13 protein-coding genes are annotated in these 16,259 nt (G+C 76.2%); 4 read left to right on the top strand and 9 right to left on the bottom strand.

Going from position 1 to position 16,259, the window contains the following annotated elements; genetic code table 11:
• Nucleotides 1-183, top strand: a 183-nt coding sequence (locus AC5FZL_RS09600) for a DUF8185 domain-containing protein (protein WP_493618360.1), incomplete at its 5' end; no start/stop codon positions are given.
• 70 nt (nucleotides 184-253) lie between these two features.
• Here the strand turns inward: AC5FZL_RS09600 and AC5FZL_RS09595 are convergent.
• The gene (locus AC5FZL_RS09595; RefSeq protein WP_493618359.1) at nucleotides 254-1,969 is read right to left on the bottom strand and encodes a glycoside hydrolase family 13 protein; all 1,716 of its coding nucleotides are present in this window, start codon (nucleotides 1,967-1,969) and stop codon (nucleotides 254-256) included.
• A gap of 109 nt (nucleotides 1,970-2,078) precedes the next feature.
• Here AC5FZL_RS09595 and AC5FZL_RS09590 point away from each other — a divergent pair, with 109 nt between their 5' ends.
• Nucleotides 2,079-2,432, top strand: a complete 354-nt coding sequence (locus AC5FZL_RS09590) for a PRC-barrel domain-containing protein (protein ID WP_493618358.1) — start codon at nucleotides 2,079-2,081, stop codon at nucleotides 2,430-2,432.
• Between the two features lie 48 nt (nucleotides 2,433-2,480).
• On the opposite strand, the gene AC5FZL_RS09585 is transcribed toward AC5FZL_RS09590, so the two are convergent.
• From AC5FZL_RS09585 to AC5FZL_RS09565, 5 genes are all read right to left on the bottom strand, one after another.
• Nucleotides 2,481-2,924 carry a globin gene (locus AC5FZL_RS09585; RefSeq protein WP_493618357.1) on the bottom strand — a complete coding sequence of 148 codons (444 nt, stop codon included), beginning with the start codon at nucleotides 2,922-2,924 and terminating at the stop codon, nucleotides 2,481-2,483.
• A gap of 35 nt (nucleotides 2,925-2,959) precedes the next feature.
• Complete coding sequence (locus AC5FZL_RS09580; protein WP_493618356.1) at nucleotides 2,960-3,892, bottom strand: SDR family NAD(P)-dependent oxidoreductase; 933 nt, start codon at nucleotides 3,890-3,892, stop codon at nucleotides 2,960-2,962.
• On the bottom strand, nucleotides 3,879-5,408 hold the full coding sequence (locus AC5FZL_RS09575) for an SDR family oxidoreductase (protein ID WP_493618355.1): 1,530 nt from the start codon (nucleotides 5,406-5,408) through the stop codon (nucleotides 3,879-3,881). Before AC5FZL_RS09575 ends, AC5FZL_RS09580 begins: the two co-directional genes overlap by 14 nt.
• A gap of 51 nt (nucleotides 5,409-5,459) precedes the next feature.
• The gene (locus AC5FZL_RS09570; protein WP_493618354.1) at nucleotides 5,460-6,146 is read right to left on the bottom strand and encodes an alpha/beta fold hydrolase; all 687 of its coding nucleotides are present in this window, start codon (nucleotides 6,144-6,146) and stop codon (nucleotides 5,460-5,462) included.
• A 106-nt stretch (nucleotides 6,147-6,252) separates the two neighbouring features.
• The gene (locus AC5FZL_RS09565; RefSeq protein ID WP_493618353.1) at nucleotides 6,253-8,547 is read right to left on the bottom strand and encodes a putative bifunctional diguanylate cyclase/phosphodiesterase; all 2,295 of its coding nucleotides are present in this window, start codon (nucleotides 8,545-8,547) and stop codon (nucleotides 6,253-6,255) included.
• 207 nt (nucleotides 8,548-8,754) lie between these two features.
• Here AC5FZL_RS09565 and AC5FZL_RS09560 point away from each other — a divergent pair, with 207 nt between their 5' ends.
• Nucleotides 8,755-9,105: a hypothetical protein gene (locus tag AC5FZL_RS09560; protein WP_493618352.1), complete on the top strand. Its 351-nt coding sequence runs from the start codon at nucleotides 8,755-8,757 to the stop codon at nucleotides 9,103-9,105.
• Nucleotides 9,106-9,120: 15 nt separating this feature from the next.
• Here the strand turns inward: AC5FZL_RS09560 and AC5FZL_RS09555 are convergent, their stop codons facing one another.
• Together AC5FZL_RS09555 and AC5FZL_RS09550 are read right to left on the bottom strand one after the other, a co-directional pair.
• Nucleotides 9,121-10,338, bottom strand: a complete 1,218-nt coding sequence (locus AC5FZL_RS09555) for a mechanosensitive ion channel family protein (RefSeq protein WP_493618351.1) — start codon at nucleotides 10,336-10,338, stop codon at nucleotides 9,121-9,123.
• Nucleotides 10,339-12,564: a prolyl oligopeptidase family serine peptidase gene (locus tag AC5FZL_RS09550; RefSeq protein ID WP_493618350.1), complete on the bottom strand. Its 2,226-nt coding sequence runs from the start codon at nucleotides 12,562-12,564 to the stop codon at nucleotides 10,339-10,341.
• A 128-nt stretch (nucleotides 12,565-12,692) separates the two neighbouring features.
• Here AC5FZL_RS09550 and malQ point away from each other — a divergent pair, with 128 nt between their 5' ends.
• Complete coding sequence (gene malQ, locus AC5FZL_RS09545; protein WP_493618349.1) at nucleotides 12,693-14,852, top strand: 4-alpha-glucanotransferase; 2,160 nt, start codon at nucleotides 12,693-12,695, stop codon at nucleotides 14,850-14,852.
• Between the two features lie 13 nt (nucleotides 14,853-14,865).
• Here the strand turns inward: malQ and AC5FZL_RS09540 are convergent, their stop codons facing one another.
• A complete protein-coding gene (locus AC5FZL_RS09540; protein WP_493618348.1) occupies nucleotides 14,866-16,182 on the bottom strand; it encodes a PP2C family protein-serine/threonine phosphatase in 1,317 nt (438 codons plus the stop codon).
• Nucleotides 16,183-16,259: the final 77 nt, after the last annotated feature.

Genomic DNA, 16,259 nt, shown 5'->3' with positions numbered 1-16,259 from the left:
TGGCGCGAGCCGCTGCCCGGCGAGGTGGGAGGGGCCGGCGGCACGACGGCGCTGGCCCAGGCGGGCGACGTCCTCGGCTTCCTCGTCGGCGACGAGACCGTCTCGGCCGCCCGCAGCGGGGCCTGGGTGCGGCTCAGCACCGCCCGCGGCCACGTGCTGGCCCGCCCGCCGCTGCTCGGCTGACCCCATCTCGTCGTGATCATGGGATCCCCGGTCCTGCGAGGCGCGGGGATCCCATGGTCACGGGGGGGTGTCAGGCGCGCAGCCAGGCGGTCGCGTTCGCCGGCAGGGCCTGGACGCCGTCCGGGCCGGTGACGGGGTCGGCGCTGCACAGCAGCACCTCGGCGCCCGCGGGCAGGGACAGCGGCTCGTCGCCGAAGACCGTGACGACGAGCACCCCGCCGCCCTCGCCGGTGGTGAGGGCCAGGACGTCGTCCCCGGCACGGGACCCGGACGCGGGCAGGTCCACCCACGCCAGGTCGGCCGTGGCCAGCGCGAGCTCGCGGCGCAGGCGCAGCGCCGCCCGGTACAGCTCGAAGGTCGACCCGGGCACGCCGCGCTGGACGTCCACGGCGTAGCGGGCGTAGTCCTCCGGCTGCGGCAGCCACGTGCGCCCGCTCGGCCCGAAGCCGTAGCCGGGGGCGTCGTGCTGCCAGGGCAGCGGCACGCGGCAGCCGTCGCGGCCGGTCTCGACGCCTCCGGTGCGGGCGAAGGTGGGGTCCTGGCGCACGTCGGCGGGCATGGTCGTGTGCTCGGGCAGCCCGAGCTCCTCGCCCTGGTAGACGTAGGCCGAGCCCGGCAGCGCGAGCATGAGCAGGGTGGCCGCCCGCGCCCGCGCCTGGCCCAGGGCCTCGTCGGGCTGGGGGTCGTGGGCGGCGATCCCGTTCGGTCGCGGGGTGCCCGCGGGCAGCCCCAGGCGCGAGGCGTGGCGCACGACGTCGTGGTTGCTCAGCACCCACGTGGTCGGCGCGCCGACCTCGCTGTTGGCCGCCGCGGTGCGGGTGATGACGTCGCGCACCTCCGGCGCCGACCACGCGGTGTCGAGGTACTCGAAGTTGAAGGCCTGGTGCATCTCGTCCGGGCGCACGTAGGCGGCGAGGCGCTCCGCGGGAGCGACCCACGCCTCGGCGACGAGCACCCGCTCGCCCTCGTAGGAGTCGAGGATCCGCCGCCAGGAGCGGTAGATCTCGTGGACCTCGTCGCGGTCCCACATCGGGGCGCGCACGCCGTCCGGGTCCACCCGCAGCGGGGAGTTCGGCCGGTCCCAGTCCGGGAGCGCGGGGTCCTTGACCAGGCCGTGCGCGACGTCCACCCGGAAGCCGTCGACGCCGCGGTCGAGCCAGAACCGGAGCACGTCCTCGATCCGCTCGCGCACGACGGGGTTCGACCAGTCGAGGTCGGGCTGCTTGGTGTCGAACAGGTGCAGGTACCACTGGCCGGGCGTGCCGTCGGGCTCGGTGACCCGCTCCCACGCCGGGCCGCCGAAGACGCTCACCCAGTCCGTGGGCGGCAGCTCGCCGCTCTCGCCCCTGCCGTCGCGGAAGAGGTACACCGCCCGCTCGGGGCTGCCCGGCCCGGCGGCGAGCGCCGCCTGGAACCAGGGGTGCTCGTCGGAGGTGTGGTTGGGCACGAGGTCGACGATGATCCGCAGCCCCAGCTCGTGGGCGCGGGCGATCATCGCGTCGGCGTCCGCGAGGGTGCCGAAGACGGGGTCGACGTCGGTGTAGTCGGCGACGTCGTACCCGGCGTCGGCCTGCGGCGAGGTGTAGAAGGGGCTCAGCCAGACGGCGTCCACGCCGAGCTCGACGAGGTGGTCCAGCCGCGCGGTGATGCCGGGCAGGTCGCCCACGCCGTCGCCGTCGGAGTCCGCGAACGAGCGCGGGTACACCTGGTAGATCACGGCGGTGCGCCACCACTCGCGACCGGTGGACGAGGGGGGCTGGAGCGGGCTGGGGGAGGTCTGCGTCACGGGGGTCGAGCGTAGGCGCGCCGCCGGACGCCGCCGGGGGGCGGGGGCGCCCGGCCGTGGCTACCGTCGGCACCGGTGGCGAGAGGCGTCACCGGCGAGGAGGCACGACGTGATCACGGTGGGCAACATCCGCGAGTGGAGCGGGCAGAACGTCCTGTCCGCGGACGGCGACAAGGTCGGCAAGCTCGAGTCCGTCTACGTGGACACGACCACCGACGAGCCGTCGTTCGCGACCGTCACCGTGGGCCTGATCAACCACAAGCTGATCTTCGTCCCGCTGACCGACGCCGTCGTCGGGCCCGACTACGTGCGGATCACCGTGACGAAGGACGCCGTGCGCACCGCTCCGGCGATCGAGGTGGACGGCGAGCTGCTGGCCACCGACGAGCCGGCGGTCTTCGCCCACTACGGCCTGGCGTACGCGAGCGGCCCCGGCGGCGCGCGCCGCCTGGCCCGCCGCTGAGGCAGCGCGGGACCTGGACCCGCCGCGCACCGGCGGGAGCGCGGCGGGTCAGTCGTCGAAGGTGTTGAGCAGGCTGTGCGCGGCCCGCTCCAGGTAGTCCCACAGCAGGTCCTGCTGCAGCGGGGGCAGCCCCAGCTGCGTCACCGCCTCGTGCATGTGGCGCAGCCAGGCGTCGCGCGCGGCGGGACCGATCCGGAAGCCGGCGTGGCGCATCCGCAGGCGCGGGTGGCCGCGCTGCTCGGAGTACGTGCCCGGCCCGCCCCAGTACTGCTCCAGGAAGAGGGTCAGGCGCTCGCGGGCCGGGCCGAGGTGCTCCTCGGGGTACATGGGGCGCAGCAGCGGGTCCTGTGCGACGCCCTCGTAGAAGCGGTCGACCAGGCGCACGAACGTCTCGTGGCCCCCCACGGCCTCGAAGAAGGTCTGCTGCTCGGCGGCCACGGCGCGCCCGATGCGCAGGCCCGGGCGCGCGCCGGGGGAGGGGAGCTCGCTCACGCCCCCATCATCCACCAGGCGCGCCGAGGGCCGGCCTACCGCTGGCGGCCGCGGTCCTGGCGCAGCCGCTCCAGCTCCGGCTGGGGGTGCAGCACGTTGCCCGAGGAGTTCGGGCGCGTGCGCCGGGTGAACCCGATGAGCTTCAGCGCCGGCCCGACCGCGGCGTCGAACAGCGCCGGGAAGAAGGTGAAGCCGGCGAGCATGAACGGGTTGCCCCAGCCGACGCTGAGGTGGCGGTGCGGGCGCTCGACGGCGTGCAGCACCTTGGCCGCGACGTCCTCGGGGGAGACCACGGGCGACGGCGGCCGGTTGCGCTGGCCCATGACGGTGGCGGCCTGGTCGTAGATCGGGGTGTCGACACCGCCGGGGAGCACCGCGGTGACCTTGACGTCCCGCAGGTCGCGGTTCTCCTGCTGGAGCACGCGCACCAGCCCCTGCACGGCGAACTTGCTCGTCACGTAGGCGCCCATCCACGGGACGGCGACCTTGCCGAGCAGCGAGCTGACGACGACGAGCGTGCCCGACTCCTGCGCCCGGAAGATCCGGATCGCGGCCCGGCAGACCCGGGTGGCGCCGAGGACGTTCGTGGCGATGACGCCGTCGAAGACCTCCAGCGGCACCTCCTCGATCCGGCCGTAGGCGACGACGCCGGCGTTCTGCACCACGACGTCGAGGCGCCCGAAGGTGGCCACCGCGGCGTCGGCCGCGGCCTGCACCGCGTCGTCGTCGCGGATGTCGAGCGGCGCCAGGAGGACGGCGGCGGCGCCGGCCTCCTCGCACAGGGCGCGGACGTCGTCCAGCACCTCGTCGGCGCGGCTGGAGAGCACGAGGCGGTCGCCGCGCGCGGCGCAGGCCAGGGCCACGGCCCGGCCGATGCCGCTGGAGGCGCCGGTGATCCACACCACCCGGCCCTCGCGCAGGCTCTGGGGGGCGGGGCGGGCGCTGTTCAGCACGTCACGAAGCGGCACGGGTGGGTCTCCATCGGGGCTCGGTCTCGTCGTGGGCCACGGCCTCGGCGGCGGAGGCGATGTTGCGCTGCATCCCGCCGAAGACGACGCCGTGGAAGGGCTTGATCGCCTGCCAGTACAGGAACCCGCTGAGGCCGCGGGGGTGGAACAGGGCGCGCTGGCGGAAGACGGTGCGCCCGGCGTCGTCGGTCTCGACGCACAGGTCCAGCCAGGCCAGGCCGGGCAGGCGCATCTCGGCGCGCAGCCGCAGCAGCCGGAGGTCCTGGACCTCCTCCACCCGCCACCAGTCCAGGGCGTCGCCGACCGCGAGGTCGTCGGGGTCCACCCGGCCGCGGCGCAGGCCCGGCCCGCCGACGAGGCGGTCCAGGAGACCCCGCACCCGCCATCCCAGCGACCACGAGTACCAGCCGTGCACCCCGCCGATGCCCTCGACGACCTGCCAGAGCTGCTCGGGGGTGGCCTGCACGACGCTCGCGCGGTCGTCGACGTAGAGGGCGCCGCCGGCCCAGTCGGGGTCGCTGGGCAGCGGGTCGCTGGGCGCCCCGCGCGTCAGCGCCGAGCGCCAGGACGTCACGACCTCGAGGTCGTGCACGCGCTTGAGCGCCAGCGTGATCGCCTCGTCGACGCCGAGCAGCCCCTCGGGCGGGTCGGGCACGTAGCGGCGGACGTCGTCCTCCTTGACCACCACCTCGTGGATGATCGACTCCACGAGCGGCCGGGCGATGCTGATCGGCACCGGCGTGACGAGGTTGATCCAGTGGCTGGACAGGCCCGGGGTGAGCACCGGCGTGGGGATCACCCGCCGCGGCGGCAGCCCGGCCACGGCGGCGTAGCGCTGCATGAGGTCGAGGTAGGTGACGACGTCGGGGCCGCCGATGTCGAAGCCGCGGTTGACCTCGCGCGGCATGGTCGCCGACCCGACGAGGTAGCGCAGGACGTCGCGCACGGCGATCGGCTGGATCCGGTTGGCCAGCCAGCGCGGGCGCACGATGAGCGGCAGCCGCTCGGTGAGGTAGCGGAGCATCTCGAAGGACGCCGACCCGGAGCCGATGATGACCGCCGCGCGCAGCACGGTCGTCGGCACGCCGGAGGCCAGGAGGATCTCCTCGACCTCCTTGCGGCCCTGCAGGTGCGGGGACAGCTCGGTGTCGTGCGGGTACAGCCCGCCGAGGTAGACCAGGCGCGAGGCGCCGGCCTCGCGGGCCGCGGTGCCGAAGGTCAGCGCCATCCGGCGGTCCTTGGCCTCGAAGGCCCGGCCGGTGTTGAGGGAGTGCAGCAGGTAGTAGGCGACGGCGACGCCTTCGAGGGCCCGGGCCACCGCGGCGGGGTCGGTGGCGTCGGCCTCGACCACCTCGACGTCGGCGTACCAGTCGCGCTCGGCCAGGCGGCGAGGGTCGCGGACCATCACCCGCACCCGGTGCCCGGCGGCGAGCAGCTCGGGCACCAGCCGCCCGCCGATGTAGCCGGTGACGCCCGTGACCAGCACCAGCCCGTCGCCCGTGCCGTCCTCCGCCATGCCGTCATCGTGGGTGCGCCCGGGGGGCGGCGCACCCCCAGGTGACCCAGGTCACCGTGCTGCGCCGGCGCAGCCCTCCAGCACGTCGGCCAGGGCCCGGGGGCGGCTGAGCGCCACGCAGTGCCCGGCTCGCACCTCGTCGGGGGCGACCCCGAGGCGCTCGGCCGTCACCCGGCGCAGGAACGGAGCGGGGAAGAGCCGGTCCTCCGTGCAGACCACCGAGCGGGTGCGGACGGCGGGCAGCGCCTCAAGGGGCCACGGAGCGCTGTACGCGGCCTCGGACTCGCCGCGGGCCCTGCTCATCGCCTCCTCGGCCAGGGCGCGCGGCACGTCGTGGTAGTAGGCGACGAACGGGTCGTCGGCGCCCGTCAGGCCGCCGTCCCGGCGGGCCTGCGCGGCCACGGCCTGCGGGTGGCCGGTGCTGGCCCACCAGTCCGCCGGCCTCTCGCCGGGCGCCGGGATCATCGCGGCGACGAAGACGAGCGCCGTGACCGGCGCCCGCGCGGCGACCAGCGCGGCCGTGAACCCGCCGTACGACTGGCCGACGACGACCGGATCCCGCCGGTCGCCGACGGCGTCGAGGACGACGTCGGCGTAGTCCTGCAGGGTCGCCGTGTCGTCGTCGCAGGGCAGGTCGGGCGCCACCGCCTCGTGCCCGCGCGCCTGCAGCTCCGCCTGGACGAGGTGCCAGTACCAGCCGACGTCGCCTCCTCCGTGGACCAGCGCGAACACCGCCACGGGCACGCACCTCCGCCGGTGCCGGCGCGGCGCCGGGTCTGCTGGCGAGGCGCTCGCGCGGCCCCTCGCAGGGCCTACCGGGTCAGACGGCGCAGCAGCGCCGGACTCATCGCTGGGCGGAGCGGGTCAGCGGGGCCGAGTGCTGCGCGACCCAGGTGACGAGCTCGTGCGCGGGCATCGCCCGCGCGTGGAGCCAGCCCTGCGACACGTCGCAGCGCAGGTCGGCCAGCCGTCTCAGGGTGGGCTCGTCCTCGACCCCCTCGGCGACCACGCGCAGCCCGAGGGCGTGCGCCAGGTCGACCGTGCTCGCGGTGATCGCCGCGGCCCGAGGGTCGTCGAGCAGGTCGACGATGAACGAGCGGTCGAGCTTGAGCTCGGTGAAGCGCAGCCGGTGCAGCTGCGCCAGGGACGACCAGCCGGTCCCGAAGTCGTCGATGCTCATCTCCACGCCGAGGTCGGCCAGGTCGGCCAGCACCGCCGCCGTGCGGTCGTCGTCGCGGACGAGGACCGACTCGGTGATCTCCAGCACGAGGCGCGACGGGGGCAGCCCGTGCTCGAGGAGCAGCTCCGCGAGCTCACCGGGCAGCGCGCGGTCGGCCAGGTTGGTCGCGGACACGTTGACGGAGACCCGCAGGTCGAGGCCCTCGGCCCGCCACAGCGCCGCCTGGCGGGCGGCCTGGGCCAGCACGCAGGAGGTCAGCGCGCCCATGAGGCCGTGCCCCTCGGCCGCGGGCAGGAACTCCGCCGGCCCGAGCAGGCCGCGGTCCGGGTGCTGCCACCGCACCAGGGCCTCGACGCCGACCACCTCGCCGGTGGCGACGTCCAGCTGGGGCTGGTGGTGCAGCACGAGCTCACCCCGGGCCATCGCGGCCCGCAGCTGCTCGGCCGTCTCCAGGCCCGGCCGGGCGACGGCGTGCCGGGCGCGGTCGTAGACCGCCGAGCCACCGCCGGAGCGCTTGGCGTCGTACATCGCGGCGTCGGCGGACCGGAGCAGGTCGGCGCCGTCGCGGCCGTCCCAGCGCTCGGGGGAGTGGACGGTGACGCCGGCGCTGCACCCCACGTGGACCACCGCGGAGCCCAGCGCGTAGGCGGGTTCGAGCGCCTCGGTGAGCCGCACGCCCCACGCCTCGACGGCGTCGGCGCCCGCACCGGCGTCGGCCTCGAGCGGTGAGACGACCGCGAACTCGTCACCGCCCAGCCGACCCACGAGCGGGGCCAGGAGCGAGGAGGGCGCCGACGTCGCGGAGCCGGAGGGGCCGGGGACGCGCCTCAGACGGCGTCCGACCTCGACCAGCAGCGCGTCGCCGGCGGCGTGGCCGAGGCCGTCGTTGACCTCCTTGAACCGGTCGAGGTCGATGAGCGCGAGCGAGAAGGCGCCGCCCTCGGCGACGAGCGCGTCGAGCCTCTGCAGGACCCCGCGGCGGTTGGCGAGCCCGGTGAGCTCGTCGGTCACCGCCTCCTCCCGGCTGACGGCGAGCTGCGCCACCTCGCTGAGGTTGAGCAGCAGGCGCGTCGCGGCGCCCGCGATGCTCAGGGCCGCCGTGGCGGAGACCCACGGGTCGACTCCCGCTCCACCGGGCAGCAGGCCGCCGGCGAGCAGGACCGCCGCGGCGAGCAGGAGCACCCCGTAGGCGCCGACGGTCGCCGAGGCGGCGTCCAGCGCGCGCGGCGCCGCGACCTCGGTGCGCTGGGCCGCGGCCAGCGCGACGCAGGAGGCGGCCACCGCCCAGGCCGCGCCGGTGCCGGGGACGGCCGTGCCGCTGCCGGCCCCGACGGCCAGGCAGGTGCCCCCGACGAGCGCTGCGGCGCACCCGAGGACGAAGAGCCACGCGGTGCGGTCGCGGCCGCCGACCATCATCGCGGTCGACAGGGCCGTGCCGGTCAGGGTGATCGCCGCGGCGGAGGCGGCCAGGACGGGCTGCAGCTGCCACCACGGCAGGTCGACGGCGCTGCCGGAGTGGTGCACCAGCAGGCCCAGCAGCGCCTGCCCGGCCAGCACGGCGCTCACCGCGTTGAGCAGGTCACCGGGGTCGGAGGAGTGGGTGCGCGTGAGGTTCCAGCGCACGAGGGCGCTGTAGACGGTCAGCCCCGTCGGGAGCACCGCCAGGGCCACGAGCCAGGAGGGGGCCACTGCTGCGGAGGTGGTCTGGACGAGGAGCGGGTGGGCCGCCACGGCGGCGCCGACCACGACGACGAAGAGCGCCACCGCGCGCCACAGGCGGCGGTCGGGACCGCCGCGGCGGGCGCGGCCGACGACGAGCGCGCTGGTCGCGAGCCACACCGCCGCCCAGGCGAGCGGGAGTGCCGTGCCGGCCAGCGGCGAGGCGAGCGGCACCGGCGAGGCCCACGGGTGTCCCCCGAGGTCGGTGCCGGCGCAGGCGAGGGCCGCCAGCGCGACCACGGCCAGGAGCCGCGGCTGCGCGGCGGGACGGGCGGACCGGGACGCTCGTCGACGGACCAGCACGCGCCGCACCGCCCCTCCCGCGCCCGCCCGCCCGGACGGCGGGACCACGGGAGTCATCGGCGCCGGTGGGCGACGGGTTGAGCCGCCGCGGCACACGGGCTCACGTCGTGGCGCCGCGGTGGGCCCTCCGCGTACGGTCATCTCGTGGCGCCGACGCGAGCGAGCAGCACGCCGGTGGGGCCCGTCCTGGCGCTGTCGCTCGCCGTGGGCGCGGCGGCCTCGTTCACCGCCAGCGCGGCGGTCGGTCCCCTCGACGCGGGGGGCGAGGACCTGTTCGTCGGGACGTGGCTCCTGGGCTGGGTGCTCCTCTGCTGGGCGTCGCTCGTCGGTGGCGCGTCCGCCGTCCCGCTCCTCCGGCGCGCGGTGGCGCGGCAGCCCGTGTCGCGCTCCGGTGCCGCTCTCCTCGGCGCGACCCTCGCGCTCGTCGCGGCCGTGGTGTGGACGCATCCGCTCTGGGGGTCTGGATCGGGGTCCGGATCGGGGTCCGGGGCCTGACCGGGGTCCGCGCGGTCAGAGGCCGGAGCGGTCGGCGATGTCGACGGTGCGTGAGGCCTCGGTCTCCCCGGGCGGCGGGGGGTCGCGGCGGTCCTGCTGGGTCGGGGCCTCCGGGGCGGTCGACCCGGACGCCGGAGCGCCGTCCTCGCGCTCGGAGCGCAGCCACACCGTCTGCTGGGGGAAGGGGATCTCCACGCCCTCGCGGTCGAAGCGCGCCTTGATGCGGCGGCGCATCTCCCGCGCCACCTTCCACTGCTCCAGCGGCACGGTCTTGACCACCAGGCGCACGACGACCGAGCCCGGCGCGAGGGCCTCCACGCCCCACACCTCCGGCTCCTCGAGCACGAGGTCGCTCCAGTCGGGGTCGGTGAAGAACTCCTGCGCGATCTCGCGCAGGAGGTCCTGCACGCGGGTGACGTCCTCGCCGTAGGCGACGTTGACGTCGAGCACCGCGCGCGCCCAGCCCTGGGACTGGTTGCCCACCCGCAGGATCTCGCCGTTGCGCACGTACCAGACGGTGCCGTCGACCGCCCGCACCCGCGTCACACGCAGGCCGACGGCCTCGACCGTGCCGTTGGCGTCGCCGAGGTCGACGACGTCCCCGACCCCGTACTGGTCCTCGAGGATGAGGAAGATCCCGGACAGGAAGTCCTTGACGAGGGTCTGGGAGCCGAAGCCGAGCGCGACGCCGAGCACCCCCGCGCCGGCGATCAGCGGGGCGAGGTTGATGCCGAAGACGCCGAGCACGAGCAGGAGCACGGTCACCCAGATCACGGCCGTGGTGGTGCTCTGCAGCACCGACCCGACCGTGCGGGCGCGCTGGGCGCGCCGCTCGCCGGCGAACGGCGCCAGGTCGATGGCCACGCCCGCCCGCGGGTCGGCGTCGGCGGTCGTGGCGCTCCCGGGGCGGGAGCCCACCCCCGTCTCGCCGGCCGCGATCCGCTCGGTGAGCCGGCTGATCGCCCGCCGCAGCAGCCAGCGCAGGGCCAGCCCGAGCGCGACGATCAGCAGGATCTGCAGGACCGTGGCCCCGTACCCGGTGAGCGCCCGCGCCAGCCGGTCGTCCAGCCCCCAGCCGCGGAGCAGCCCGCAGACGCTGCCGTCGTCGATGAGGCAGGGGGTCTCGATCCGGTCGTTGGCCCGGTCCAGCGCGCTCTCGCCCTCGACCGCGGTCGCGGAGGGGGAGGGGCTCGGCGTCGGGGTCGCAGCGGCGGCCAGCAGGCGGGTCAGCACTCAGCTCCTCGCAGGGTCGGTGACCGGGGTGGTCAGGTCCAGGCCGGTGGCCCGGGCGGCGAAGCACAGGACGTCGGCGGTGAGCTCGACGGTGCGCGAGACGGCGCGGGCGCCGTGCCCGACGTCCGCCTCGCGGCGCAGGAGCACCGGTGCCCGCTCGAAGGGGGAGGTCGTGGCGTGCTGCAGCGCCGCGCACAGCTTGCGCGCGTGCAGCGGGTCGACGCGGGTGTCGCCGTCGAAGACGGTGAAGAGCACCGCCGGGTAGGCCGTGCCCTCGCGCACCGCGTGGTACGGGGAGTAGTCGTGCAGCCAGGCCAGCTGCTCGGCGTCGGTGGCGTCGCCGTACTCCGGCGCCCACGTCGCTCCCAGCCCGTGCAGCTGGTAGCGCACCATGTCGAGCAGCGGGGCCGAGCAGATGACCGCGCCGAGCTGCTCGGGGTGCTGGGTCAGCGCGGCGCCCACGAGCAGCCCGCCGTTGGAGCCCCCCGAGGCGGTGAGCTGCGCGGGCGTCGTCCAGCCGCCGTCGACCAGCGCCGCGGCGCACGCGGAGAAGTCGTCGAAGACGTTCTGCTTGGCGCCCAGCATGCCGGCGCGGTGCCAGTCCTCGCCCTCCTCCCCGCCGCCGCGCAGGCTCGCGGTGACGTAGGCGCCGCCGGCCTCCACCCAGGCCAGCGCCGTGGCGGAGTACCCGGGGGTGAGGGTGATCCCGAAGCCGCCGTAGCCGTAGAGCACGGTCGGGCAGGGCCGGTGGGGGCGGCCGTGGGCGTCCAGGGCGTCGGCGCGGGCGACGGCGATCATCCGCACGGTCGTGCCGTCGGCGCTCGTGGCCTCCAGCTGGCGGGCCACCACCGGCGGCACGCGCACGCGGCCGGGGGGCTCGGCCTCGACGACGAGCTCACCGGTGCGCGCGTCCCAGCGGTGCACCCGGGGCAGGGTGGTGGCGTCGGTGTAGGTGAACCAGGCCTCGTGCCCGCCCTCGGGGCGGGTCAGCAGCGCGCCGACCGTGCCCAGGCCCGGCAGGGCCACGTCGCCGAGCGCCGTGCCGTCGGCGAGGTCGTGGACGCTCACCTGCGACAGGGCGTGCCGCGTCCAGCAGGCCAGGAGCAGGGGCCGCTGCAGCTCCGGACCGTCGAGGAGGGCGTAGTCCTCCAGGACGGCGTCCGGGCGCTCGGGCAGCAGGTCGCGCCAGTGCTCGGGGCCGGGACGCTCCGGCTCGGTCACGGCGAGGCGGCCGCGGGGGGCGCCCAGGTCGGTCGCCACGTACAGCCGCCCGTCGCGGCCCACCCCGGCGCCGGTGCGCGCGTCCAGGCCCTCGGCGACCGGCACCAGGTCCGGGACGCCGTCCGCGCCGCGGGCCGCCGCCAGGTCGCCGAGCCAGACGTCGGTGCGCGGCGCCGTGCCCACGGCCGCCGAGACCGACAGCCAGCGCCCGTCGCGGGAGACCGAGACGCCGTAGTAGCTCGTCACCGGGCGGCCGGCGCCGAAGACCTCGACGTCGGTGCTCGGGTCGGTGCCGACCCGGTGCAGCCAGACCCGGCGGTGGTACTGCGCCTCGGCCTCGGGCACCAGCGAGGGGTCGAGGCGGCGGACGTAGAAGAAGCGCTCGCCACCGGGCAGCCACGCCACGGCGGTGTAGCGCACGCGGTCGACCGGGCCGTCGACGACCTCGCCGGTCGCGACGTCGAGCACGCGGAGCGAGCTCTCCTCGCGCCCGCCCTCGGAGAGCTGGTAGGCGAGCAGGTCGCCCTCGATCGACGGCTGCCAGGAGTCCAGGGTGGTCAGGCCGCTGGGGTCGAGCGCCAGGGGGTCGACGAGCACGCGCTCGCGGGGCTCATCCCCCTCACCGCCGTCCTCGCCGCCGGGCTCGCTGACGAGCAGCAGCGGGTGGTCGCGGTCGCCGGTGCGCCGGGTGGAGAAGCGGCGCCGCCCGCGCCAGACCGGCGGCCCCACCGAGCCCGCCGAGAGCAGCTCGGCCAGCCGCGCGGCCACGCCCTCGCGCTCGCTCCAGGTGGCGCGGGCGGCGGTGAACAGCGCGTCCTGGGCGGCGGACCACGCGCGCGTGCGCGGGTCGTCGGCGTCCTCGAGCCAGCGGTAGGGGTCGGCCACGGCGCGCGCGGGCGCCGAGGCCGGGAGGTCCTCGACGAGGTCCAGCCGCGGGGCCGGCGGGTAGGCGGCCGCGGGGCCCGGCTGGTGCGCCGGCGGGTCGGTCGGCAGGTCGGGTGGCACGGACGCCGAGCCTACGGTCCGGGTGCGGGAGCCGCCGCTGCGGAGGAGGCTCTGGGAGGATCTGCGCGAGCCCCGCACGGAGACAGCACCGACCCACCGGAAGAACCACCGAACAGGAGCCCCGCCGCGTGAGCGACAGCCCGCACGCCGACCACCCTTCCGAGCGCCTGGTCGAGCTCGCCCAGGCCTACGGCGTGGCCACGGACTACTGGGACTGGCAGGGCCAGCACGTCGTGGTCACCACGGCCACCATCCGGGCCGTCCTCGCCGCGCTCGGCGTCGACGCCAGCAGCGAGGAGGCCGCCCAGGCCGCGCTCGACGAGGTGCAGCTCAAGCCCTGGCGGCGCCTGCTGCCGGCCGTGGTCGTCGTCCGCGAGGGCGAGGCCGACCGCACCGTCGCCGTCCACGTGCCCCACGGCCAGGACGTCGCGCTGCGGGTGGTGCTGGAGGGCGGTGGCTCCCGCGAGCTGGCGCAGGCCGAGGGCCGGGTCGAGCCGCGCTGGGTGGACGGCGTCCACCTCGGCGAGGCGACGTTCCCGCTGCCCACCGACCTCCCCCTGGGCTGGCACACCCTGGAGGCCACCAGCGGCGACACCGCCGGGAGCGCCCCGCTCGTCGTCGCGCCCGACCAGCTCGCCCTGCCGGCGTCCCTCGGCGAGAGCGGCCAGCGCTGGGGCTTCATGGCGCAGCTGTACTCGGTGCGCTCGCAGGCCTCGTGGGGGCTGGGCGACCTCGCCGACCTCGAGGAGCTGCTCGACTGGAGCGGCCGCGACCTCGGCGCCGACTTCCTGCTCATCAACCCGCTGCTCGCCGCCGAGCCGGTGGGCCGCATGTCGCCCTCCCCGTACCTGCCGACCACGCGCCGCTTCGTCAACCCGGTGTACCTGCGGGTGGAGGACGTCCGCGAGTTCGCCTACCTGCCCGCCACCGACCGCTCGGTGATCGACTGGCAGGCCGAGGCGCTGCGGGCCACGAACACCGACGCCGGCAGCCTCGACCGCGACGCAGTGTGGGCGGCCAAGAAGGCGGCCCTCGAGGTCGTCTTCGCCATCGGCCGCAGCGCCGCGCGCGAGGCCGCCTTCGCCGACTACCGCGCCCGCGAGGGCCAGGGCCTGTCCGACTTCGCCCTCTGGTGCGCGCTGAGCGAGCACTACGGCGTGGGCACCCCCTGGCCGGACGCCGTCCAGGACGTCCACTCGCCCGAGGTCGCGGCGCTGCGCGTGGAGCTGGCCGACCGGATCCGCTTCTACGAGTGGCTCCAGTGGCTGTGCGACGAGCAGCTGGCGCAGGTGCAGGCCAGCGCCGTGCGGGCGGGCATGGCGCTCGGCGTCATGCACGACCTCGCCGTGGGCGTGCACCCCCAGGGCGCGGACTCGTGGGCGCTGCAGGACGTGCTGGCCCGCGGCGTCAGCGTGGGGGCCCCGCCGGACGCCTTCAACCAGCAGGGCCAGGACTGGTCGCAGCCGCCGTGGCGGCCCGACGCCCTGGCCGACGCCGGCTACGCGCCGTTCCGCGACGTCGTCCGCACGATCCTCCGCCACGCGGGGGGGCTGCGGATCGACCACGTGCTCGGCCTCTTCCGGCTGTGGTGGGTGCCGCAGGGGCTGGGCCCGGGCCAGGGCACCTACGTGCGCTACGACCACGACGCGCTCGTCGGCATCCTCGCCCTGGAGGCCCACCGGGCCGGCGCGGTCGTGGTGGGGGAGGACCTCGGGGTCGTCGAGCCGTGGGTGCGGGTCTACCTGCGCGAGCGCGGGATCCTCGGCACCTCGGTGCTGTGGTGGGAGCGCGACGAGCACGGGAAGCCGCTGCCGCCGGAGGCCTGGCGCGAGCTGTGCCTGGCCACGGTGACCACCCACGACCTGCCGCCCACGGCCGGGTACCTCGCCGGCGAGCACGTGGACCTGCGCGACCGCCTGGGGCTGCTGACGAGGCCGGTGGAGGACGAGCGCTACGCCGACGAGGCCGACCGCAACACGGTGCTGCAGCAGCTCCGCGACCTCGGCCTGCTCGGCACGGACGCCAGCGAGCGGGAGGTCGTCGAGGCCCTGCACGCCTTCCTGCTGCGGACCCCGAGCCGCCTGCTCGGCGTGGCGCTGACCGACGCGGTCGGGGAGCGGCGCACGCAGAACCAGCCCGGCACCTCCGACGAGTACCCGAACTGGCGGGTGCCGCTGGCCGACGGCGCTGGGGAGGTCGTGCTCGTGGAGGACCTGCGCACCCGGCCCCGCGTGCAGGACCTCGCCAAGGTCATCACCTCCGGGGCGGGGCGCCCGAGCAGATCCTGACGCGCCGGTGGTGTCAGCGCGCGCTGCTGGCGCGGGCGGTCTCGGCGCCGTAGGCGGTCGTGCGGTCACGGCCGTGGTCGCCGTGCCAGTCCAGCACCAGCAGCGTCGCGTCGTCGGCCAGCGCGGTCCCGGTCGCGGACAGGACGGCGTCGGACAGGGCGCGCGTCGCCTCCCGGGGGTGCAGCGCCCGCGTGTCCCCGACCATCGCGGCGATGTCCACGTCACCGGCGTTGCGCTCGATCATGCCGTCGGTGACGAGCACGAGCCGGTCGCCCGGCAGCAGCTCGACCTCGGCGACCTCGTAGTCGGCGTCGGGGAACATCCCGAACGGCAGGCCCGGGGGGAGGTCCACGGGCGCTACCGCCCCGCCCCGCGCGAGGAGGGGCGGGACGTGCCCGGCGTTGATGAGGCTCAGGACTCCGGTGCGGAGGTCGAGGCGGCCGATCTGGCCGGTGGCGAAGCCCTCGTCGGGGCCGCTGGTCTGGTTCTCCAGCAGAGCGGTGTTGGCCGCGGTCGCCTGGTCCACCAGCGTTCCGCCGTGGCGGCGGGCGTTGCGCAGGCTGGCCGTGCACAGGGTCGCGGTCAGGGCGCTGGCCACGCCGTGGCCCATGGCGTCGGTCATCGAGAGGTGGAGCACGTCACGGCCCAGGATGTAGTCGAACGTGTCCCCGCCGACGCTGGAGGCGGGCTCCAGCCACGCGGAGAGGGTGAACGCGCTGGCCTCGCAGGTGAAGGCGGAGGGCAGGAGCCGGCGCTGGATCTCCGCGGACAGGCTGAAGGGAGTGCTGCGCTGGCCCCACTCGAACAGGTCGGTGTGGCGCCGGCTGGCGATGACCACGTACGCCAGCACCAGCGCGGTGCGGGCGATCTCGTCCTGCACCTCGGGGCTCGGCTCGCTGGGCAGGGACAGCTCGATCAGCCCGATGGCCTCCCCGCGCTCGGTGACCGGCGCCAGCACCATCCACAGCCCCTGGGGGCGCCCGCCGCCGTAGGCGGCTCCGGGAGGCAGCACCTGGACCTGCTGGGTGCGCAGGGCCAGCTCAGCGGGCCCGCCGTCGAAGGGCAGCGAGGTCGCCGACTCCTCACCCTCCGAGCGGTCGTCCTCGGGCCGGCCGTGGCCCTCGGCCGGGGCCGGACCGGCCAGGGGCGTGTGCGACATCCGCACCAGCGCCCGGCCCGAGAGGTCAGCGACGAGGAAGGACACGTGCGTGGCGCCGAGGGAGGCGCCGAGCTCACGGGTCACGGCCTCGACCGCCTCGACGGGAGAGGCGCCCTCGGCCGCGTCGAGCACCCCGCGCAGCGCGCGGCCCAGGTCCGCGGTCGGATTCACCGCCCGAGCATAGGGACCGACCCCTGCCCCGGCGCGTCCGTCCACGCGCACGGCCGTGCGCGTGGACGGAAGCGGTG

Source organism: Quadrisphaera sp. DVD1, assembly GCF_058932755.1.
This window is presented reverse-complemented; position numbering and strand designations above follow the sequence as displayed.